This window comes from Gammaproteobacteria bacterium (assembly GCA_041395725.1).
Lineage (GTDB): Bacteria > Pseudomonadota > Gammaproteobacteria > Pseudomonadales > Pseudohongiellaceae > NORP240.
Window position 1 is genome coordinate 3,315,210 of the sequence record JAWKZW010000001.1, and the last position, 21,536, is coordinate 3,336,745.

The window sequence follows — 21,536 nt, forward strand, 5'->3', positions numbered from 1 at the left end:
CAAGTGTCAACAATGAATGCCGGGAAAGATAGGAAAGTAACCAGGCGAAAGGGGACAGAGGCTCTAAGATTAATTAATCTGAGGTTCTTTAGTAAATGATTACTCGAATAAGCAGTCTGTAGGAGTGGTAATTTAGGGGAAATGATCAGATCTACTAACTTGTTATCGAACTATTCAGACTTGGCTTCGTTAAAAAAGTTAGGCTTACCTGAGGCATTGTCTTGTGCAGGAAAAGCGTCTTGAAGACGGTGCATGATGCGCCGTGGGAGTAGAGAAAACCTGCGGCATCACGAGATAGCAAAGATAGCTATAGCTTGTAGATAAGGATAAGGATAAGGATGAAGGATAAGAGCTTGAAGGTGTTAAAGGATAAGAACAGGAGCAGGAAGAAAGACGAATCGCTACTTTTCAGCTACCTTAATGAGATAGGAATCATAGCGCAGCTGGCCAATAACGAATTTGAACGAAATTTACCTGATGGGTTAACTGTCTCGCAATTCAGTGTGCTTAACTGGTTTGTCCGAGTGGACTCTGAAGCGACACCTGGCAGGTTGGCTGACGCTTTTCAGGTGACGGCAGGTGCAATGACAAATACGCTGAAAAAACTTGCCTCAAAGGGATTCGTCCGGTTGGAGCCCGATGCCAGCAGCGGTCGGCGCAAACGCGTGACACTGACACGAAAAGGCCGTGAAATGCGGGAACGCGCTATTGCTTGCACATCGCCACTCTTGGCTGAGTTTGGACAGGCAATGAACGCGATGGATTTCGAGCAGCAACTCAAACAGCTAAGACAAGTGCGAACCTATTTTGATACGCGACGCTATTCCTGAGTAGAACTACCCAAGTCAGGTTATTGATCAAGCATGGACAAACATTGTCCGGCTTACTACTCTCTCAATCAGCGTTTCTCTTTATCTTTGATCTGTTATGAGACTGGAGTTTACAGTGGCTAATGTTAATCGTCGGATATTCCTGAAGAAAAGCCTTTGGATGGGTGGCGCACTGGCCTTTACTCGCCAGCTGTTCGCCCAGAATGTATCAGCGGTGAGAACGATAGCAGGTACTGGAGTGGCAGGTTACGAGCCTGAGGGGCCCCAGGGGCGTCCGGGTGTGGAGACACCGGTAAATAATCCCTATGGCGTGGTTGTTGGGCCAGACGGGGCGCTTTATTTCTGCGAGGTGGATACTGGCCGCACTCGGCGACTTCATCTGGGAACAAACCGGCTGACCACAATAGCGGGCAACGGAGAGAAGACTTATACGGGTGATGGTGGGGCCGCGCTTGAGGCTGGATTCTCAGCACCTCATGAAATCCGATTCGATCAGCAAGGTAATCTGTTTGTGGTTGAACGGGACGCTCATGTGGTACGCAAAATTGATGGTGGGACAGGCATGGTATCGACTGTCGCCGGCGTTGGCGAGGCGGGGTTTGGGGGAGATACTGGGCCGGCCGACCAGGCGCGATTGCGACAGCCTCACAGTATTGCCTTTGATGATTCTGGTAGCCTGCTGATTTGCGACATCGGCAATAGTCGCATTCGTCGGGTGGATAGGAATTCCGGCGTAATTGCTACTCTGGCGGGCACTGGCGAGCGCCTTGCCACGCCTGATGAGGCCCCTTTGATTGGCACGCCTCTATTGGGGCCGCGCTCCCTCGATACTGACCCGGCAGGTAATGCCTACCTGGTGCTGCGGGAAGGCAATTCTGTGTTCCGCCTGGACCTGCGTGGCAATCGGCTGCATAGAATTGCGGGAACTGGAGAGCGGGGATTTACTGGGGATGGAGGCCCGGCTCTTGAGGCGACGTTCAATGGACCTAAGGGTATCGCCTATTCTGAGTCAGATCATTGTCTCTATATCGTCGACACCGAGAACCATGTTATCAGGCGGATGGACCTGGCAACGGGGCTCATCGATACCGTGCTGGGTTCTGGTGAACGCGGAGACGGGCCCGACGGAGATCCGCTAGGCTGCCGACTCAATCGTCCACATGGAGTCTGTGTTTACAACGGTGTCGTGTACGTGAGCGATAGTGAGAACCACAGGCTGAGAGCGATCACTGGATTACTTAGCTAAGAATTGTATGGCTGAGGATGGTGATGTCTATCCGCCTATTCCTGACTGCGGGACAGGTACAGCAGCAATTAGTTGAGGCCCGCTGGTGCCAAAAAACATAGATTATCAGTACATCGTCGTGACTGATCCAGGTCTCTTTAGCCGATAAGACGCGGTGGAGGGGCGTGTGCCGACGGACATTGATCGGGCGCGGGCTGCTGAAAATTGCCAGTTTAGGAGAATTACCGTGATCCAACGTTGTCGTTTAGAGGACAGACGGAAAGAGCAGAAGGGAAGGGGCTGAAAGCTGCCTTACAGTGGCTAGAACTGTCCACCGACAGTCAATAAATCATCGGGAGCTGATGTGATTTCAAGTCAGCCGTGCGAAATTCGAGACACGAAAAAGGCCGGTTGGGTAACCAGCCGGCCTTTGTTCATCGGATCAGGTCGATCTGATCAGTTGCTGGCTTGCATACGCTCGGCGAGAATCTGCTCGTAGCCTTCTTCATCGAGGTGTGTAACAGCTATCCAGGCATGAGACATTTCGTCACCTGTCCGGCTGCCACCGTAAACCCACTGTTCTGGATCAGGGTTGTTCGGGTTGTCGGCAGTGTTGTCGTACCACTGTTTGATGACCAGAACAGCACCTGCTGGCAGCACCGGGGCTGCGTCACGCTCGTACAGGTGACTGTGGTGCCAGGTAGCGCTCCAGTTGGAGATCTGGCTGATCTGTTCAGTACGACCGGTCTCTGGATAGTAGATTTCGAGAGAAGCGGCACGCATGCGCAGATGGCCGTGTGGCTGAAAGCTGTCGATTCGGACCGGGTGGTCGAAAGAATGAAAACCCTGAGTCATGGCAGTACCATTCGGTTCAATGATCAGGTGACCGTTCTGGTAGCCTTGGCGCATCCCGTAAAGGCGAAGGTCCTGGCTGTAAGCGGTTTCTTCGTAGCCTGGCTCATGAAACCAGATACCGATTTCAACCACATTATCCTCAATCATCGCGCCAGAGGCAGTTGCACCGACTCCACCCGGGAACATGTGTATGTCCCATAACACGTGAGAGTTGGCAGGCATCATGCGACACACACCATCGCCAGGGATTTCGCCCCATTTACCCATAGCATACTCAGTCAGTTGGCCGTAATTTTCCAACTGCCCATCCTCGCCTTCGATATAGACATCCGAGTTGGCATGGTGAACAACCGCTGCCGCGTCACCGCGTGGTTTGACCTGAACAGCCTTGATGCAGCGATCTTCGGTTAACCCGGTAGCAGTGAACTCTTTACTCCACAGATCATTTCCGGAAGCAGGAATATCGTAAGGAGATGACGGAACAATCAAGTCTGGTTCTCCGAACTCCTCCGTGAAAGTCCACTGATTGGGATCAGGCAGATCGGGTGCTGCTACAGCAACGTCTGCATCACCAAGAGGCGCGCCAGTGGCTGCCCAACTGACAATTGCATCAATCTCTTCTTGAGCCAGTCGCCAGTCGCCTCGAAGCTCTTGAATACCAATATGCTGATCGTAAGCGTACGGAGGCATTTCCCGGTTTGCGACCCGCATGGAAATCAGCGGCGCCCAGGGGCGTACCTGCTCGTAGGTTTCAAACTGCATAGGGCCTACACCGCCCTCGCGGTGACAAACCACGCAGTTGTCATTGATGAGGCGGCCAATCCCGCCAGTGTAGGTCAGTTCTTCGCTGTGGTTCTGAGCCATGGCAGATGCCTGGAAGCCAAGAGCGGCAGCAGCAGCGGCTCCCAACCATGCGCCGGACACGCGTTTAACCTTTGGTTTATCCACTTTTTTCATAACATTGTCTCCTCGTTGCAGGGAAGCCGCTGATTGCAGGTCAAGGGCTTACTTAGACGTTAACTGTAGGACATAAGAAAGTCCATGAAATATTAGTGATAATCTGCAACGAATACGCTAATAAAGACTTACTGGGCCTCAGACTGGCCTTTTCCTTACAAATTGTCACATATGGATTTGTTGCAGGCCCCCGGTCTATCAGGAGAGGAAATACTCATGCAATGCAGCAAAACGAGCTTCCTACGGGGTTCGAGCCAGCTATCCTGCGTTAGCTATCCCGTCCGGCAATAGGTCACATTCTGAGAAATGAGTGGAATAGCCCGGGTGTGGGCTGGAGATAACAGATTCAGGGCAAACATGTAGAATAGGCCCGTTAGTCTGAACAGTTGCCGGAACCACCGAACGTTGCGGTACTTTAAGAAGCGGGTCGGCTTTCCCGCAGGGGGTATGTGGCTGTTCGCTGCAAGTGCCGAGTCAGCGGGTGGTGCGTTGAGTGTGATTCTCCACAGCGAATATTGCTCTGATTATTCGGTATTGGTGCTGGTCAAAACCTAACGCCAAATTGCGCTATGAGGTTGTAGCCCTCTATTTGACTGGTACAAAAAGCTGGTTCAAAAAAAGGCCGGTTGGTAACCAACCGGCCTTTCTGTATCAGATCGTCTGGATCTGATTAGTTTAGTTGCTGGCTTGCATGCGCTCAGCGAGAAGCTGTTCGTAGCCTTCTTCGTCGAGGTGAGTTACCGCGATCCATGCGTGGGACATTTCGTCACCGGTACGGCTGCCATCATACACCCACTGATCAGGATCAGGGTTGTTCGGGTTACCAGCTGTGTTGTCGTACCACTGCTTGATGACCAGAACTGCGCCGGCAGGCAGCAGAGGTGCTGCATCACGCTCGTAGAGGTGGCTGTGGTGCCATGTGGCGCTCCAGTTGGAGATCTGGCTGATCTGCTCGGTGCGCCCAGTTTCAGGATAGTAGATTTCCAGAGACGCGGCACGCATACGCAGGTGGCCGTGAGGCTGGAAGCTGTCTATACGGACAGGGTGGTCAAAAGAATGGAAACCTTGAGTCATTGCTGTGCCATGAGGAGGAATGACCAGGTGGCCGTTCTCATAACCCTCACGCAGGCCGTACAGTCGCAGGTCCTGATCGTAAGCATTTTCCTCGTAGCCCTTCTCATGGAACCACACACCGATTTCTACGACGTTGTCTTCGATCATTTCACCAGCTGCGGTAGCACCTACACCGCCCGGAAACATGTGAATGTCCCAAAGCACAGTTGCATTTGCCGGCAGTGAGCGACAGACGCCTTCACCAGGGATTTCGCCCCATTTGCCCATAGCGTATTCAGTCAGCTGACCGTAGCGCTGAAGTTCGCCGTTTTCATCGGGAACGTAGACAGACGAGTTAGCGTGATGCACCACCGCAGCGGCGTCGCCACGGGGCTTAACCTGTACTGCTTTGATGCAGCGATCTTCGGTCAGTCCTGTCGCAGTATATTCCTTGCTCCACAGGTCGTTGCCCTGAGCTGGAATATCGTAAGGGGAGGAAGGAATGATCAGGTCAGGGGCACCAAACTGGTCTGAGAAGGTCCACTGATCGGGGTCGGGCAGATTTGGCATCGGTACCACGACATCGGCATCGCCAAGCGGTGCGCCCGCTTCGGCCCAGGCTACAATCTTGTCAATCTCTTCCTGCTCCAGGCGCCAGTCGCCCTGCAGGTCCTGGATACCGACGTGCTGATCGTAGGCGTAAGGAGGCATTTCCCGGTTTTCAACGCGCATGGAGATCAGCGGCGCCCAGGGTCGTACCTGCTCGTAAGATTCGAACTGCATCGGGCCAACTCCACCCTCTCGGTGGCAGACAACACAGTTGTCGTTGATAATCCGGCCAATTTCGCCAGTGTATGTGAGCTCACTGTGCTCCTGAGCCGAAGCCTGCGCCTGAATACCCAGAGCCGCCAGTGCTGCGACGCCTGCAAGGGCTTTGCGCGCTTGTCTTATTTTCATACGTGTCTCCTCGTAATAGGTAGTGGGTGGACAACATGCCAAGATTAAGGCCAGTTGTCCGAAATGTCCACTCTATGACATCTATTTTTGTGGTCTGGTTTTGCAACAAATTGCAACAGCAATCCCCTCTATATATCGGCAGAAGTTTGGGTTCTTTCTACTGCATATTGGGGTTAAGTCGAGTTTTTAAACTGAAGACGGCCGGTCGCCTGCGCCGGCCGCCATCATACTCAATCCAGCGTCGCTACCGGACGGTAACTCGCTGGAAAACGTTAGTCCAGCAGCACTGGTCGCCTTGTGAGCTGTCCGGTGCCTGCCAGTTTTCAACCATGGTGCGGATCATATATTCTCCCGGCGCGGAGAAGCTGGCCCAGACTTTGGCAACCCCGTTACCCGCTTCGATACTGCCTTCGCGAGGATCGGCTTCCCATCGAGCATAGCGGGGATCCCTTTCGTTATAGGGGTTCTCCGGTGCCGGGCTGTCCGGGTGATAGCTGAATGTGACATTGCCTGGGCCCTGATGCTTGGCCCAGTGAACGCCCAGGTCCAACGGTTCGCGGAAGCGCGGATCGCTGGAGTCTCGCACTGACGGATCAGTTGCGTTGATGGCCATTTCAATGCGCTCACCAACCTGCACCGTGCGCGGGTAATCGGCGATTACGGCCATATTCTCAGCCGCTTGCGCGCCGTTCTCGCCGACACCTACTGTCGGGCGTAACGCACCCTGTGGGCGAGGACGGATAAAGTCTAACTCGTAGGCGCTGTCACGGGCCCGACCGGGGACCTTAAGTAATTCACTGTCGTCGCCAGAGCGGATATACCACCAGACATCTTCGTCGGCGCGATCCGGTGGCAATGTCACGGAGAAAACCTGTGGACCGCGACCAGCGAGGAAGCTCCCTGGCTGCATGCCGTTGAATTCCGATGGCTCGATGTAGTTGTTCTCGCCGACGGGAACGTCTACGTCTTCGTCATTGCGGTTAATGTAACCGAAAATCAGAGTGATGGATCCGTCTTCGTTCCTTACCCAGCCTTCCAGCAGGGGGATAATCGGCCAGCCGACCGGTGGTGACAGGGTCAGAAACCGCGGAGGGGTCTGGGCCTGAGTCGTAAACGAAACAGCTAAAAGCAGCCCCAGGGCAATACTAATCACTGTTTTAAAAGTCTGAGTCATTGCTGTTCTCTCCAGTAATTCACCAGTAGTTGGTTTTTCCAGCGCCGTTTATTGATCTTCCTTGCTCGGTTAACCAGAGTGGGGAGGCGCTTTCCTTGTCAGAACGGGGTTCACGCCCCTAAAATTCCGAGGCACGTAGGATAAAGGCCATTTCTCGTGTAGTCTAGCGATGATACGAATCGTCACAATTTCCCGAATGAATTCTTAGAGAAATCAATGAATCCGGGGCCGATTGTGCTAAGGCCTGTCACACTACTTTGATTGTCGCTGTTGTGACTAAAAAGCGCTAATCCAGGCGCGAGGAGCGTGGTTTGGTGACTCCAGATGAGCGACGAGCAGTGGCGAGTGGCGCTTTTTAGTAACAACCCGAAGGGCTGGGGCCATTTTTGCCTCCAGCGTTGTTGAAATTCGCTTATTTAGAACGACTAAACTACACTCATTCCGCCAAGCTGGAGGCAAAAATGACCTCCAGCAGCGGCAATCAAAGTAGTGCGAACAGGCCCTAAATAATGTCCGGTTCAATTCTGTATTCGCCACTGTTATCAACTATCGTCAGGCTGGTAGAGGCCTGTTGGAGAGAACACATGAAAATAAAACTGTCAGGCCAGCGTACCATAGCCCTGAATACTATTGCCCTGATCATTGCCGCAGTCTCGACTCCGAGCCTGGCCCAGCGGGACTACAGCAACGTGGAGGTAATCCCCCATCACGTGTCCGGTAACTACTATTATCTGCAGGGCGCTGGTGGCAATATCGGTGTTTCCGTTGGAGATGACGGGGTCATTATGATTGATGATCAGTTCGCTCCGCTGACTGACAAAATTCTGGCAGCAGTCAGGACCTTGAGTGATGGCGCCATCCGCTTTGTGATCAATACCCATGTGCACCCGGATCACACCGGAGGTAATGAAAATCTCGGCAATATGGGGTTGCTCATCCTGGCTCGCGACGAAGTACGCGTCAGGCTGGAAGGTCAATTGCCGGAAGCGGCCCTGCCGGTTCTTACTTACAGTGAAAGCGTGACTATTCATCTGAATGATGATGAGGTAACGACAATACCGGTTCCCCCCTCCCATACGGACGGTGACAGTTATATTTACTTTCGTAACGCCGATGTAATTCATGCTGGCGATGTGTTTCGGACAGTCGCATTTCCTGTGATCGATCAGGGCAACGGCGGCACGCTGGCCGGCACCATCGATGCCCTGGCAATCCTGATAGGTATGGCGGGCCCTGACACTAAAATTGTTCCTGGGCATGGGGAAGTTTCGACCCGTGAGGATGTGATGGAGTTTCGAGACATGGTGCTGGATGTCGCCGCCCGGGTTGAATCCCTTGTCAACCAGGGAATGAGCTTCGAACAGGTAATGACGGCCAGGCCGACTGCGCAATACGAGGCAAAATGGGGTGATCCCGAGCGGTTTCTGACAGCCGTCTATTCAGAGCTGGCTGGCCAGTAGGAACTTTCTGCGGTCTGTCCTCTGCTGGAGGGAGCAGGCTTTCCTGCCTGGCGCGAAGGCTGTTCAGGCAATAGTAAGGCCAGGTGATTCGGGCGGGTAATGTTCACCCGCCCGGTCAGTTTTCATTGTAGAATGACACCTTTTGATAACGGCGTAGTTTCGGGTTGTAATTCCTTTTGAAAACACAATTTCTTGGCAAACAGCTTTCCGGGCCTTTTACCATTCCTTCAGGTATCGTTACCTGTTCCACTTCTATAATTCAGCGTGTGATGGACACCATACCCGAGGTTGGGGTACTGACAACCAAGAGTATCGGCCCGGAACCCAGGCTGGGTTATCGGGAACCGATTCTGGCCCAGTATAAGCCCGGATGTTTTGTCAATGCCGTGGGCTTGACCAATCCCGGTGCTGCCCGCTCAGCAGAATTACTGGCCGAGCTCGAGGTTCCAGAGGACAGGTTCCTATTGATCTCAATCTTCGGTGGAAGTATCGAAGAGTATGTCGAGGTTGCCCGACAACTGGCTCCCTATGGGGACGGACTTGAGCTGAACCTGTCCTGTCCCCATGCCAAGGGATACGGAATGGCCATGGGGCAGGACCCGGAGCTGGTTGAAGAAATTGTCAGGGCCGTCAAGGCGGCAGTAGACATTCCTGTAATCCCCAAACTCACACCCAATGTGCCGAACATCGACGAAATTGCCAGAGCCGCCGAGCAGGGTGGTGCTGATGCCATTTGCGCAATCAATACAATGGGGCCGGAACGCTACGCGGTCTTCGGGCACGATGTTCTCAGTAACGGCAAGGGAGGCATGTCCGGCAAGGAAGTGCTGCCCACAGCGCTGGATTGTGTTACCCGGATTGCTGCGACAGTCAGCTGTCCCATTATCGCCTGTGGTGGTATCAGCAGCGCACAGAATGTAAGGGAATTTCAGCGGGCTGGCGCCTCAATTATTGGTATCGGGTCGGCGCTGATTGGCATGACTACCAGGGAGATGGCGGACTATTTTCAGACGCTGAGCGCGGACCTTTCGGACGCCACAGACCGCGCTGAATCGTTAGTACACTATGACGTTGACATGAGCTTCCGTCCAGTCACGCTGCGCAGCAATGAGCGTGTTACGGACGATGTTGCTATCCTGACATTTGATCAGGAAATCAACGTGCAGGCCGGTGAGTTTATCTTTCTGTGGATACCGGGGCTGGGAGAGAAGCCGTTTTCTGCCCTGGTGGACAACCCATTCAAACTGGTGGTTATAAATCTGGGGCAGTTCACCGGTGAATTGATGCAGCTGGAGCCTGGCACAGAAGCTTATGTCAGGGGGCCGCACGGGATACCGGTGCAGCCACAATCGGGAAGCAGAATAATGGCGGTGGCCGGTGGGACCGGGCTGGCGGCTGTTTACCAGATCGCCCGGGATTTCGGCAATGCCGAAATCTTTCTGGGTGCCAGAACCCGAAATCGGCTTTATTTTGTTGATGAATGCCAGGCCGTTGCCAGACTGCATGTGGCCACCAATGACGGGAGTCAAGGGCACCACGGGCTGGTGACAGAGCTGTTGGAGACTCGATTACAGGAGATGTCTGCCGAGGAGTTAGAGCAACTGGTATTTTATAACTGTGGTCCCGAGCCCATGGTTCATGCTGCAGAGGCCGTGCAAAGGAAGTATTGTCGCCCGGCGCAGATTTACAACGCCATTGATTATCTGACTAAATGCGGGGTTGGCATCTGTGGCGCCTGTGGCGCGCCGGACGGTCGTCGTCTGTGCGTGGACGGGCCTTTTCTTAGGGCCCTGGACAGCTAGCTGGCCAGGGCCTGTGCGCACTAATTTGATTATCGCTGCTGGAGGCAAAAATGACCTCCAGCCCTTCGTGTTGCAGCTAAAAAAGCGCCACTCGTCGCTAATCTGGAGCCACCAAACCACGCTCCTCGCGCGTGGATTGGCGCTTTTTTAGTCACAACAGCGATAATCAAATTAGTGCGCACAGGCCCTGACAGATAAGAGGTTCCTTAGGGAACAGGTTGCCCGCATTCGTCATTCCGCAGTCAGGTGTTACAATTCAGGGCTGCGGCCAGTCTAAGCGGAATGCCCTGTGACGCCAGCGGGGCCACAGCAGCCGAAAGACACTCCGCACCGTACATAGTAGAATCAGACAACAGCACAAACCGGCTTCTGGCAGAGCCCAGCACCAGCCGCAAAAAAAAATAGGCCACCAGGGCCGGGGTTCCGAGGTCAGTTATGCGACGCCTTTTATCTTCTTTCCAACTCAGAGTCTGTTTTAGGAATTGTGTTTTGGCCGTGGTGACTTTGCTTCCGGCCGCGCTTACCGAAGCGCAAGCTGATGTTTCCCCGGTGGACGCTTTCGTAACAGATCTGGATACCGTGGAGTGGGGGGAGCCTGGCGGCGGCAACGGATTCCCTGTGGGGGTCCAGACCGTGAGGCTTGGCTTGGATGCTGTTACCGGCGGTATAACCTATTATGCACGTTTCCCGGCCGGCTCACATTTTGACCTGCACTGGCACACGCATGATGAGTATGTTGCCGTTCTGCAAGGCAATGTCGTGATCGTACTGGGGGCCGAAACCTACACGCTGACAGCAGGCAGCTACGTGGTGATACCTGGCGCAATGAATCATTCCTGGGATGTTCCCCCTGAAGCCGATGTTGTCATACTGGTGCGGCGGGGGGGTCCTGCGGATTTCAATTTTGTCAAATGATGGGCTCCTCTGGCCTGCTCATCAAATCCAAACTTCCTGTAACGAACTGACTCCAGGGTGGGTGTATGAAGACAACGTTACTGATTTCGCTATTCATCACGGGTATGTGCAGTCAGGTTTCTGCCGCAGAGGCGGGGTCCCTTGAGCAATTAGTTGCTGGTTTCTGGAATGCCGTTTCCCCAGAAGAACGGCAGTTGGCGCAGCAGCGTTTGCTGGGTGCCGACGTGACGGTTGATACTCTGTACCGGGCGCTGAAAAAGGGTCCGGCCTATTCTGCCGACGTGGCAGTTGGTTATCAGGAGTTAACTCGGGAAGCCCTGGACGGGACCAGTTTTCCCTACGTGCTGCTCGTACCGGAAACCTATGATCCATCCCGCAGCTATCCGGTAGAGTTTCTGTTGCATGGTGGAGTGGGCCGGCCTTTTCCTGCTGAGCCCGGCAGTTGGTGGCGCAGTGGCTATGATTCACTTCGCAATGAAGACAGGATCACCGTGGTGCCTGCTGCCTGGAATGAGGCGTTCTGGTGGTTTCCCAATCAGGCGGAAAATTTGCCGGCGATACTACGGTCCGTCAAGCGCCGCTACAACGTGGAAGACAATCAGGTTACGTTGACCGGCATTTCCGATGGAGGTACCGGCGCGTATTTTTTTGCCTTCAAGCAGAATACCGATTGGGCGGCGTTCATGCCGTATATCGGTCATCCCGGTGTGCTCCGCAATCCGGCCGGTCAAGCCAGTTACCAGCTGTATTTCGAAAACCTGATGGCCAAGCCGCTATACATTGTCAATGGGGAAGAGGACCCCCTCTACCCGGCGTCGTCCCTTGCGTCATTCGTTGATGTATTGCGCCAGGCAAACATCAACCATGTATTCAGGGCAATTGTCGGTGGTGGCCACAATACCCGCTGGCTACCGGAGGAAAGCGCGGCCATTGAGCAGTTCAAGCGGGACAATCCTCGAGATCCCTTACCGGATCGTGTTCAGTGGGTAACTGATTCAACAGAAAGGTTTAATCGAAATCATTGGCTGATTATTGATGAGCTGGCACAAACAGATCAGTCTGGTATGGTCAGGGTGACCCGCAATGGCAACATAATCAACGTAAGCACCACTGGAGTTGAGTCATTTACGCTGTTGTTGAACCCGGAGGAAATCGACTTTTCCAGACCTGTGGCGATCTACATCAATGACTCGCTCCGCCAAAGCGAACGCTTGACGCAGGATTTGTCCACTCTGCTGAAGTGGGCGGCGCGGGATCTGGATAAATCCATGTTATTCACGGCCGAACTGACCCTGCGGGTGGGAGGGTGACCTGAACTGAAAACCTGCACATGGCCGAGCAATTGGCAAACAGCAACTGCTTCCACTGCCAATGCTCCCAACACAGCGCCACAGCAGGTTTTTTGCCGGGTCCGGGAATGGCTCACCTGAGGTTGAATCTGGCAGTTCAGAAGGGCAACAGTAACAAAGTTTCGGGAAAATTCTGAGGCTATTGCAGGTATTCTAAACGCAAGTTGACAAAGGCTCCCGCAGTCCAATCACGGTATTTTTTCCAGAAGTTTATTCCACATCTCAGGTGCACGGGTGACTTTGCCCGTGGTATCGGTCCAGACGTGCTGTGTAAATCCCCTTACCAGTTCCCTGCCGGTGTTTGAGGAAAGGAGTTGGTAAGCGAATTTGAGCTGGCGACTCCGTGATTGCTCGACCCAGGTGCGGATAATGACTGCGTCGCCGTAGGTGATTGCCGCTGAGTATCGCAAATTGGCTTCGGTGACAGGTAAGCGGAAACCGCTGGCTTCAATGTCAGCATAGTTACTGCCCATGGAACGCATGAAGTGGCTTCGACCTTCCTCAAAATAGACCAGATAAGAAGCATGATGTACGACACCCATAGCATCCGTTTCTGCATAGCGGACATGAACAACAGTTTCCACCACATGGGGCAACTTGTCTGACATTGGACTTCCTCTTCAACTGACTTTCAGGGCTCCCAGTATACTGATGTTGGCGGGTGAAAACCGCTACATTGGGCAAGCGCGGGATTCCGGTCGGGTTGCTTTTATTCATAGACAAGCGATTCAGTGCTCTATACTCTCCATGTCCAAAATAATCGCAATTTCCCAGGTCAGAAATTCTTAATCCAATGCCTAATTCGGAAACCTCCAGAATATTTTACGGTTGGAAACTGGTTGCTGCCCTGCTTGTTATGCTTACCTTCGCGACGGGCCTGAGTTTTTACAACCATGCGGTAATCCTCAATGCCCTGGCTCAGCAGCCGCAATTTTCCGTTGGCTCAGCATCCATTGCGGTGTCGCTTTTTTTTCTTAGTGGCGGCGTCGCGGGGCTTTGGGTTGCCAGGTGGGTAAACGATTTCGATCCCCGCTTCTGTATCTGCTTTGGCGCCCTGCTGTGTGGCGTCTCATTGGCTGCTCTGGCGCTGGTGACGAAAGTCTGGCATCTCTACGTTGTGTATCTGGTATTCGGGGTGGGTTTCTCGGCATCCAACCTGGTCCCCGCAACTACGCTGGTTACGCGCTGGTTCCATAAGAAGCGTGCCAGGGCCCTGTCCATCGCCTCGACGGGGCTTTCTCTCGGTGGTGTGATAATAACGCCAGTCTGTGCGGTGCTGGTTGAAAACATGGGACTTGCACGGGCGGCTCCGGTCATGGGGCTGATGTACCTGGTGGGGGTTGTGCCAGTGGCACTGATCTGGCTGCGTTCCAGTCCGGAATCGATGGGTTTGCTGCCCGATGGTGAAATGCCAGAAGCCGCCAAATCAAAGGAACCCTATAAACCAGCGCAGCAAAGTCAAATGCCCGAGAAGAATGTCAAGAAGGTGCATTCAGGGCGGAGCATGTTGCTGGAAGGAGTTTCTTTTCGCGAAGCGCGACGGGGAAGGTTGTTCTGGTGCATCAGCCTTGCCTATATCTTTTTGATGATGGCTCAGGTTGGGGGTATTTCCCACCAGTACGGGCTTGCCAGAGAATTGCTCAGCGAGGCGCAGACGGCATTGGCTGTAGCAATTCTGCCGGTCGCCAGTATTGTCGGCAGGCTGGTCGGTGGCTGGGTGGTGGAGCAGATGTCAATCCGCGCATTTTCTATTGGCATGATGAGTCTGCAGGTCTTATCGCTGGCCTTGTTGTCAGGCGGATTCAATCCTGTGACTCTGAGTATCGGGCTGGCGCTTTTTGGTATCACTGTCGGTAATCTCCTGATGTTGCAACCGCTGCTGCTGGCAGAGGCCTTTGGTGTGCGTGAATATTCCCGTATTTTTGCCATGAGTAATTTCATGTCGTCGTGGGGAACGGCATCAGGTCCCGCAGCTCTGGGCCTCGTATATGCTGCCAGCAACAACGTTTATGGCTATGCATACATGGTTGCGGCGGCGGCGGGTGTGGCAGGTTTTCTGCTTTTTCTGACGGGCGGTCCCCTGAATCGCAAACAGTGAACGGAGGGGGTTGGCAGCCTGATTTAAGGTTCGAACGCGTACCGCAGGAGTAGAAAAGGATCAATCGAGTGAGTATGAATGCCCATCCCCCGTTAATGGGGTAGAGCCAGGATATGGAGCGGGCGACGAGATTCGAACTCGCGACAGCTAGCTTGGGAAGCTAGGGCTCTACCAACTGAGCTACACCCGCCTTGATAAACCAGAGGACCTTTGATCTGACCGGGGGATTGTAGCCGGCTCTCACCTAAAACGGAAACTTCCACTGACAAAATAGCTGTGGTTTTTTGCCGGCCTGCCGTTGGTGGCCGCCACAACCCGGACTAAGAAGACTTTCTTATATAGCTCTCAGTACAGCCCCCCTGGCAGGATAGCGGGGGTTATCAATTCCCGGCGTCACTGTCGGGGAAGGGCGGTAAATCCGCGAAATTACCCTCCCTTTTTTCACTGCTGGCCGCCATGGCCTCAGCGATTTCCTCACGCTGCAGCATGCTGGCGTTCCAGATGCGCACATAATCGAGGCTGTCGACTGTGTTGTGATCACGAGAGTAGTTGATCATGTGTTTTGAACCGTAGACTGCCAGGGGTGCCTTGCGGGCAATTTCGGCCGCAATCTCCATAACCCCCGCCAGCATGGCTTCCTGATTCTCGTACAAAGCATTCACCAGGCCGACTTCCCTGGCTTCGGCAGCGGACATGCGCCTGCCGGTGTAGGCCAGCTCTCGAACAATGCCCTCGGGAATCAGTTTAACTAGGCGCGGAAAAGTTCCCACATCCGCGGTCATGCCAATATTGACCTCAAAGATGGTAAAAAACGCGTCTCTGGTTGCATAGCGCATATCACAGGCGGTAGTCATGTCGACAGCGCCGCCTATACAGCCACCCTGGATGGCGACCAGGACGGGCAGACGGCAGCGTTCAATACAACTGAATGTTTCCTGCAGCCGCGCGACATTACGGTAAAAATATTCTCCTCTGACACGGTTGGAGTGGTCGTCGGCAGCTCGTTCCGTGTTGCTGGAACGGGTGAAAGCTTTCACGTCCATGCCCGAGGAAAAATGGGGTCCCGTAGAGCTGATAACGATGACCCGCGCTTTGACCTGACTGTCAATGTCGCGAATGATTCTTGGCAGCTCCTCCCAGAATTCCGGAATCATGCTGTTGCGTTTTTCCGGCCGTTGTAACTGAATATGCGCGATACGATTCTCGATGGTCACGTTAAAGCATTTAAGATGCATACTCTTTATCCTCGACTGGCTTTCAGTCGCGCTTTGTGTCTTTTTTCTTTTCTGCAAGGCCGTATCAGGCTGCAGCAAAGCGCTTTCCTGTTGAGTTCGCCTGGCAGTTACCATATGGCGGTAATTGATCTGTATCGGCAGGCCCTAGAACGTAAACTGCTCGCCCTGCCGGGGCATCTGGCAGTGTAGTCCATGTTCAGTGGCCAGCTTGTCGGACAGGGTCTGCATGGCGCCTTCTTCACCGTGAACCAGGATTCTATGTTCAGCATTCTGGAAACGGGTCATCCAGTCAATCAACCCCCGCTGACCGGCGTGTGCTGAGAAACCGCCGAGGGTTTCGATATTGGCCTTGACTACAAATCCATCGCCGAACATACGGAACTTCTTCACGCCATCGACCAGCAGACGTCCCAGTGTTCCCATGGCCTGAAAGCCTACGAAAATAACCGTATTGTTCGGATGCCAGATACGGTGTTTGAAATGGTGACGGATCCTGCCGCCGGTACACATACCGCTTCCGGCAATTACCAGGGCTCCCGAGTCAATCTTGTTGATCGCTATCGACTCCTCAGGGGTTACACACAGATTCAGGGAGGGTAGAAATCCTTCCAGCGAGGAACGATCAGTAACGCTCAGCTGTTTGACGTCATCGTGATCCATGATCTGCAACCAGTTGTCATAGACGTGCGTGACTTCGATGGCCATGGGGCTGTCAAGGAAAACCTTCCAGTCGTCCAGAAGCCCTTGATGGTGCAGCTGACCCAGCTGAAAAATCAGTTCCTGGGTCCGGCCTACCGCGAATGAGGGTATGAAGACGTTTCCCCCTCGCTTCCAGGTGCTGGCTAGAATGTCGGTAAGTTCCTGCAGGGTATCCTGCTCGTTGCGATGCTCGCGATCACCGTAGGTGCTTTCCATCAGCACTACATCGGCTTCGCTCAGCTCCGCCGGATCGTTCATCAGAATACTGTTGCGTTTGCCTAGGTCCCCTGAGAAGACCAGCTTCTTCGTATCACCACTCTCCACCAGGTTGATCTCGATGATGGAGGAGCCAAGGATGTGGCCTGCATCATGAAAGGTGAGAGTGGCCCTTTCGCTGAGATTGACTCGCTGCCGATAACGCTGTGTCTGGCAAAGCGCAAAGACTTTTTCAACATCCTGTTCCGTGTATTCAGCAGCCAGTGGTTCCTTACCGCGTCTTTTTCGCTTCATGTTGTCACGATCGAGGTCGCGTTCGTAGAGCCCCAGTGCATCGTAGAGCAGGATGCGAAGCAGATCCCGGGTTGCGGCAGTGCAATAGATGCGCCCTTCAAAACCCTGGTTGACCAGTTTCGGCAGCAGGCCGCTGTGATCCAGGTGTGCGTGGGAAAGGATTACTGCATTAAGTTCCGCTGGTACAAACTGGAAATTGTCCTTTTTGATCCGCTCGGTGGCGTCTCCACCCTGATGCATGCCACAGTCAAGAATAACCCGCCCAAGCGCTTCAGATTCAAGCAGGTGGCAGGATCCTGTTACTTCGCGCGCAGCACCCAGAAATGTAAGAGTCGCCATAGTCAGTCCTTGTCGTAGTTATGCAACAGAGGCAATGATAGCGGAACAGTGCGGAGCGCGCACCCGTGAAGTGGGTTGTTGAAATCACCCAGGCTGGGAGGATGCTTGCGTGTCGGTTCAGCCGTACAGTGACGCGTGTTGTAACGGAATAAATTGGCATCGTTCCACTGCGTGTGACACAGGTCCGGTTTTTTCGGTTTAAACCCCTCAATACTTGAGTTCACAGGAAGATTCGGGAGCCTTTCCGTGCGGCTCCTTCAAGGAGGAATCGAATGTTTCGACCTAAGGTATTGTTTCCTTTTTTGTTTACGATAATGGTGCTGTTGCCGGGTACCAGCTTTGCCAGTCGATCGATCATCGAAAACGATATGCTGCTTGTGCCAAGGGTCGATGTGGAGGGGTTAAGTGCGTTGCAGCTGGCTTTCCATATCGTCTTTGCAGACGAGTATTTCTTTGATTTGACCGACGTGGCGGAAGCATCGCTCTCGGTTGCCAACGCTGCCAGTTTTGACGGCGCGGCCATGGAGCTTGACCTGTTTGAAATCGAGCTGGCAAATGGCGATCTGTTTTCCGCAAGGATTGGGCTGGTGCCGGCTGCTGCGGGATTGCGCTTCAGACTGCTGGAAGCCCATTATCTGGGCAACAGTGGCATACCTGAACCTCCGGTTGCGAACTACGAGGAGGCAGAATCTCTCTACCTGCAACAGTGTGCCAACTGTCACGGCGGCGAAGGGCAGGGGACTGGCGCCGGACCTTCACTGATCGGCTGCGCCAATTGCGGCAGCCTGGCAGCCTGGCAGCATTGGCGAGCTATATCAGCGCGACCATGCCTTTAGGAAACAGTGCTGCCTGCGACAGCCAATGTGGTGAACAGCTGATCGACTATCTGCTCACCGTTTTCAATGGGCGGAACCAGCAGGTCTCGGCAGATACCGTCGGTTTCATTGCTGTCCTGTCGGCAACAGATACGGTGCGCAAGGCGGGTATGAAGCTGGTCAGTCGTCTGCCTACGCTGGAAGAGTTACAGATTGCCGCTACCGATCCTGAAATCGGTGTGCCGCAGGTAATCCGGGGGATGCTGGAAGAGGATGGGTTCTACCGCCGGCTTGGCGAGATATTCAACGACTATCTCCTGACGGACAAATACCATTCGAGGAACGGCTCCGAGAAAGCAATCCGGTTGCTGGACCGCAATGATTTTCCCCAGGCCCGATGGTTTGATCCGGGAGAGGAGCTGCGCGATGACAACTACAGCATTGATCGCCAGCGAACCAACGATGCGATCGCGCGGGAACCGTTGGAGCTGATCAATTATGTGGCGCGAAATGATCTGCCGTTTACCGAGATCATGACTGCCGACTACCTGTTGGTGAACCCGTACTCGGCACTGAGTTTCGGGCTGACCGAACTGGTATGTGAGGACCCGGACAACCCGACCGAGTTCAAGCCGGCGAGCATTGCCGGCATTCCCCATGCGGGGATCCTGACTTCACCAATGTTTCTGAACCGCTATCCCACAACCAGTACCAATCGCAATCGCGGCAGGGCAAGAGTGGTTTTTGATATTTTTCCTGATACTGACATACTTGCAATCGAGGGCGTACGACCTGGAAATGCTGTGGATATCAGTACCCCGATTCCCACCATTGACAATCCTCTATGCTCCAAGTGTCATTCCGTTCTGGATCCGGTGGCTTCTCTGTTTCAAAACTGGGACTACAAAGGGAGGTACCGCCCGGCCAGGCTGGATGATGGCTGGTATACCGATATGGAGCAGCGTGGCTTCAATGTGGAAATCATGCCGCTGGCGGGTAATGTGGACAGCTCCGTGCAATGGCTGGGAGGTAAAATTGCAAGCGACCCAAAGTTTCCACGGGCGGTGGTCAGAGTACTGGTTAATGGATTGAACGGTAAAGAACCTCTTGCCGCTCCCGGGGAAGGAGCCAGTCAGGAGGAGGTCGACGCCTTTATCGCGGAGCGGGCACTTTTTAATGAGTTACAGGCTCGGTTTGTGGAGGATAATTTCAATCTGAAGACGCTGGTGTTGGAGCTGGTAATGAGCCCTTACTGGCGCGCGGAGGGCCTTGCTTACGGCGCGGATGCCATTGCTCACTCGGCTACCAGTTCTCAATATCTACTTTCTCTTGAAGAGCTGGATAGAAAAATCGAGGCGCAGTTAGCGCTTCCAATGGCGTGGCAGCCTGGATAACTACTACCGGGAAAAGACAAGTACTGGGCGTCCTGGCCCGGTTATCGCTATCACCAGGTCTACGGTGGTATTGATTCTGATTCCGTTACCGCGAGACTGACTGCGTCTAATGGCATGATGAGTGCCATGCAGTCTAGGCTGGCTAATGAGCTGGCCCGTTACGCAGTGCTCAATGAATTCCTGCTTCCGGCACAGGAACGCAGACTGTTGCCATTTGTGGAGTTGGACGCTTTGCCTTATAACCTGGACGGCGTTCCTGATCAGCAGGCGCTGCAATTGATCAGGGCAAGTATTCAATACCTGCATGAGTATCTTCCGGGTGAAGGCCTGCCATCGGGACACGCGGAGCTGACAAACCACCGAAGCGCTTTTATTGTCTTCGCTTGAGAGAGGTTGCTGAACCAGGAAAGCCTGCCCTTGAGACGACGTCAAGTACAGGAATTACTGATGGCACGCAGTGGCGAAAAAGGCCTGTACCGGGTGGTTGAAGAATTGCCCGAGAACCCCTCCAGCGGGCTGGCCGGTCAGGCCGAGGTGGCGGTTGCCGCATTCGCCAGTGGCGTGGCGGTAAGTGCCAACCTGAATCTGGGGGGCTTTGATAGACACGGCAACCATGATCAGAATCATTATCGCAGGCTCACGGAATTGCTGGCAGGTATCGATCATCTCTGGAGCCAGATAGAGCTGCATAATTTTCAGGACCGGACCACGGTACTGGTCGGCTCAGATTTTGGCCGGACACCTTTCTATAACAATAATCGTGGCAAGGATCACTGGAATGTCACCAGTATCATGGCCACGGGTGCGGGCGTTCGAGGTAACCGTGTGGTCGGTGCTACAGACGCGGATATTGAAGCGTTACCCGTTAATCCCGTGACTTTACAGGTGGATTCAGGAGGGGTCATCCTGACGCCGGAGCACGTGGCCTTGCGGCGACTGGCCGGAATTTCCAATCAGTTTTCTTCCCGCTTTGGCATTGAGGAACACTTTATAGACCTGTTCAGTTAGTTCTGGTCGACGGTCTGCTAACGTTGGACCAGAGTAGCCCGGTAGGCAGGATGCGACTCCATGAGGCTCAGCAGTTCGCGGGGACCCATATAGGCGCTTTCTGGATCAGGCGTCGCGTGTGGATCCAGGCCAAAACTTGTACGTAAAAACAGGGAGTGGTCATAGCGCTGCCAGCCGAGGCCGTAATCGATGGTCCGCCGGTCAGTGTCTCTTTCAAAGTTGATGCGGCAGTCACTCAGTTGGCATAAGGCGTCCGACACGATGCCGAAGAAGGAGCGATCCAGATAATAGACCGTATGTGCGAGTTCGTGGCCGATAACGCCCGTCTGGGCGTTGAAAGGCTGATTCTTCAGTAAAAGTTCTTCACGATTACCATCCCGCTGCGAATCAATTACCACCAGATAGGTGCGGTTGCCTGCTGAACGGAACATGGTGGCCCAGTGGGGGCGCGATGAGAGAGGGATGTTCACGTCATCCACAATAAACCGAATGCGGGTATTCCTTAGTTCGGGATAGTGGCTCAGAGCCAGCAGAGTCTGCAGTTCGTAGCCTTCGGGCAACTCTTTGTTGCGGCCATATTCTGCCATGAGCCGCCAGAGTTGTGGGCGCAGTTCCTTTTCACGGTATTCGCGCACTACATTCACCGGCAGAGGGCTGGCATATTCCGCGCCCTCGGCAACACCACCCGGGTGATTGACGCCCGCCATCAGCCAGGTCACTGCAGCCAGTGAAAGAATCAGAATAGACAGGTTTCCGGACATAGTGCCATTCTATTGAATCAGCCGGCGCAAGCAAGCCCTGATAGGCTCGCCGACCAAAGCCAGGGCATTGGTGAGACTTTCCCGGCAGTCTTCAGTCCTC

General features: G+C 53.9%; 18 protein-coding genes and 1 tRNA gene. 11 read left to right on the forward strand and 8 right to left on the reverse strand.

Annotation, left to right across the window (positions count from 1 at the left end; translation table 11 throughout):
* Positions 1 to 338 precede the first annotated feature (338 nt).
* Positions 339 to 830, forward strand: a complete 492-nt coding sequence (locus tag R3F50_14580) for a MarR family transcriptional regulator (GenBank protein ID MEZ5491525.1) — start codon at positions 339 to 341, stop codon at positions 828 to 830.
* Positions 831 to 945: 115 nt separating this feature from the next.
* The gene (locus R3F50_14585) at positions 946 to 2,076 is read left to right on the forward strand and encodes a hypothetical protein (GenBank protein MEZ5491526.1); all 1,131 of its coding nucleotides are present in this window, start codon (positions 946 to 948) and stop codon (positions 2,074 to 2,076) included.
* Positions 2,077 to 2,511: 435 nt separating this feature from the next.
* Here the strand turns inward: R3F50_14585 and R3F50_14590 are convergent, their stop codons facing one another.
* The 3 genes from R3F50_14590 to R3F50_14600 form a co-directional block, all read right to left on the reverse strand.
* Positions 2,512 to 3,867, reverse strand: coding sequence for a hypothetical protein (locus tag R3F50_14590; protein MEZ5491527.1), 1,356 nt, complete (start codon positions 3,865 to 3,867; stop codon positions 2,512 to 2,514).
* Positions 3,868 to 4,542: 675 nt separating this feature from the next.
* Positions 4,543 to 5,877, reverse strand: a complete 1,335-nt coding sequence (locus R3F50_14595; GenBank protein ID MEZ5491528.1) for a hypothetical protein — start codon at positions 5,875 to 5,877, stop codon at positions 4,543 to 4,545.
* Positions 5,878 to 6,121: 244 nt separating this feature from the next.
* Positions 6,122 to 7,051 carry a hypothetical protein gene (locus tag R3F50_14600; GenBank protein ID MEZ5491529.1) on the reverse strand — a complete coding sequence of 310 codons (930 nt, stop codon included), beginning with the start codon at positions 7,049 to 7,051 and terminating at the stop codon, positions 6,122 to 6,124.
* A 584-nt stretch (positions 7,052 to 7,635) separates the two neighbouring features.
* Here R3F50_14600 and R3F50_14605 point away from each other — a divergent pair.
* From R3F50_14605 to R3F50_14620, 4 genes are all read left to right on the forward strand, one after another.
* A complete protein-coding gene (locus R3F50_14605) occupies positions 7,636 to 8,511 on the forward strand; it encodes an MBL fold metallo-hydrolase (GenBank protein ID MEZ5491530.1) in 876 nt (291 codons plus the stop codon).
* 176 nt (positions 8,512 to 8,687) lie between these two features.
* Positions 8,688 to 10,313: a tRNA-dihydrouridine synthase gene (locus R3F50_14610; GenBank protein MEZ5491531.1), complete on the forward strand. Its 1,626-nt coding sequence runs from the start codon at positions 8,688 to 8,690 to the stop codon at positions 10,311 to 10,313.
* Between the two features lie 495 nt (positions 10,314 to 10,808).
* Positions 10,809 to 11,228: a cupin domain-containing protein gene (locus R3F50_14615; GenBank protein ID MEZ5491532.1), complete on the forward strand. Its 420-nt coding sequence runs from the start codon at positions 10,809 to 10,811 to the stop codon at positions 11,226 to 11,228.
* A gap of 65 nt (positions 11,229 to 11,293) precedes the next feature.
* Positions 11,294 to 12,538: a dienelactone hydrolase family protein gene (locus tag R3F50_14620; protein MEZ5491533.1), complete on the forward strand. Its 1,245-nt coding sequence runs from the start codon at positions 11,294 to 11,296 to the stop codon at positions 12,536 to 12,538.
* Positions 12,539 to 12,765: 227 nt separating this feature from the next.
* On the opposite strand, the gene R3F50_14625 is transcribed toward R3F50_14620, so the two are convergent.
* Positions 12,766 to 13,185: a thioesterase family protein gene (locus R3F50_14625; GenBank protein ID MEZ5491534.1), complete on the reverse strand. Its 420-nt coding sequence runs from the start codon at positions 13,183 to 13,185 to the stop codon at positions 12,766 to 12,768.
* A 185-nt stretch (positions 13,186 to 13,370) separates the two neighbouring features.
* On the opposite strand from R3F50_14625, the gene R3F50_14630 reads away from it, so the two are divergent.
* A complete protein-coding gene (locus R3F50_14630; protein ID MEZ5491535.1) occupies positions 13,371 to 14,675 on the forward strand; it encodes an MFS transporter in 1,305 nt (434 codons plus the stop codon).
* Between the two features lie 114 nt (positions 14,676 to 14,789).
* Here R3F50_14630 and R3F50_14635 read toward each other — a convergent pair.
* From R3F50_14635 to R3F50_14645, 3 genes are all read right to left on the reverse strand, one after another.
* Positions 14,790 to 14,865, reverse strand: a tRNA-Gly gene (locus tag R3F50_14635).
* Between the two features lie 190 nt (positions 14,866 to 15,055).
* Positions 15,056 to 15,910, reverse strand: coding sequence for a crotonase/enoyl-CoA hydratase family protein (locus tag R3F50_14640; protein MEZ5491536.1), 855 nt, complete (start codon positions 15,908 to 15,910; stop codon positions 15,056 to 15,058).
* Between the two features lie 144 nt (positions 15,911 to 16,054).
* Positions 16,055 to 17,458: an MBL fold metallo-hydrolase gene (locus R3F50_14645; GenBank protein ID MEZ5491537.1), complete on the reverse strand. Its 1,404-nt coding sequence runs from the start codon at positions 17,456 to 17,458 to the stop codon at positions 16,055 to 16,057.
* 272 nt (positions 17,459 to 17,730) lie between these two features.
* Here R3F50_14645 and R3F50_14650 point away from each other — a divergent pair, with 272 nt between their 5' ends.
* The 4 genes from R3F50_14650 to R3F50_14665 all read left to right on the forward strand — a co-directional run bounded on the left by R3F50_14650 (position 17,731) and on the right by R3F50_14665 (position 20,675).
* A complete protein-coding gene (locus R3F50_14650) occupies positions 17,731 to 18,294 on the forward strand; it encodes a hypothetical protein (protein MEZ5491538.1) in 564 nt (187 codons plus the stop codon).
* The gene (locus R3F50_14655) at positions 18,285 to 19,667 is read left to right on the forward strand and encodes a hypothetical protein (GenBank protein MEZ5491539.1); all 1,383 of its coding nucleotides are present in this window, start codon (positions 18,285 to 18,287) and stop codon (positions 19,665 to 19,667) included. Before R3F50_14650 ends, R3F50_14655 begins: the two co-directional genes overlap by 10 nt.
* 126 nt (positions 19,668 to 19,793) lie before the next feature.
* On the forward strand, positions 19,794 to 20,054 hold the full coding sequence (locus tag R3F50_14660) for a hypothetical protein (GenBank protein ID MEZ5491540.1): 261 nt from the start codon (positions 19,794 to 19,796) through the stop codon (positions 20,052 to 20,054).
* Between the two features lie 30 nt (positions 20,055 to 20,084).
* A complete protein-coding gene (locus R3F50_14665; protein ID MEZ5491541.1) occupies positions 20,085 to 20,675 on the forward strand; it encodes a DUF1501 domain-containing protein in 591 nt (196 codons plus the stop codon).
* 17 nt (positions 20,676 to 20,692) lie between these two features.
* Here R3F50_14665 and R3F50_14670 read toward each other — a convergent pair whose 3' ends face one another.
* Positions 20,693 to 21,436: a hypothetical protein gene (locus R3F50_14670; GenBank protein ID MEZ5491542.1), complete on the reverse strand. Its 744-nt coding sequence runs from the start codon at positions 21,434 to 21,436 to the stop codon at positions 20,693 to 20,695.
* Positions 21,437 to 21,536: the final 100 nt, after the last annotated feature.

Coding starts and splice junctions, on each gene's coding strand:
- R3F50_14580 (MEZ5491525.1), top strand. CDS start 339: ATGAAGGATAAGAGCTTGAAGGTGTTAAAGGATAAGAACAGGAGCAGG.
- R3F50_14590 (MEZ5491527.1), bottom strand. CDS start 3,867: ATGAAAAAAGTGGATAAACCAAAGGTTAAACGCGTGTCCGGCGCATGG.
- R3F50_14595 (MEZ5491528.1), bottom strand. CDS start 5,877: ATGAAAATAAGACAAGCGCGCAAAGCCCTTGCAGGCGTCGCAGCACTG.
- R3F50_14600 (MEZ5491529.1), bottom strand. CDS start 7,051: ATGACTCAGACTTTTAAAACAGTGATTAGTATTGCCCTGGGGCTGCTT.
- R3F50_14605 (MEZ5491530.1), top strand. CDS start 7,636: ATGAAAATAAAACTGTCAGGCCAGCGTACCATAGCCCTGAATACTATT.
- R3F50_14620 (MEZ5491533.1), top strand. CDS start 11,294: ATGAAGACAACGTTACTGATTTCGCTATTCATCACGGGTATGTGCAGT.
- R3F50_14625 (MEZ5491534.1), bottom strand. CDS start 13,185: ATGTCAGACAAGTTGCCCCATGTGGTGGAAACTGTTGTTCATGTCCGC.
- R3F50_14630 (MEZ5491535.1), top strand. CDS start 13,371: ATGCCTAATTCGGAAACCTCCAGAATATTTTACGGTTGGAAACTGGTT.
- R3F50_14640 (MEZ5491536.1), bottom strand. CDS start 15,910: ATGCATCTTAAATGCTTTAACGTGACCATCGAGAATCGTATCGCGCAT.
- R3F50_14645 (MEZ5491537.1), bottom strand. CDS start 17,458: ATGGCGACTCTTACATTTCTGGGTGCTGCGCGCGAAGTAACAGGATCC.
- R3F50_14650 (MEZ5491538.1), top strand. CDS start 17,731: ATGTTTCGACCTAAGGTATTGTTTCCTTTTTTGTTTACGATAATGGTG.
- R3F50_14655 (MEZ5491539.1), top strand. CDS start 18,285: ATGCCTTTAGGAAACAGTGCTGCCTGCGACAGCCAATGTGGTGAACAG.
- R3F50_14660 (MEZ5491540.1), top strand. CDS start 19,794: ATGCAGTCTAGGCTGGCTAATGAGCTGGCCCGTTACGCAGTGCTCAAT.
- R3F50_14670 (MEZ5491542.1), bottom strand. CDS start 21,436: ATGTCCGGAAACCTGTCTATTCTGATTCTTTCACTGGCTGCAGTGACC.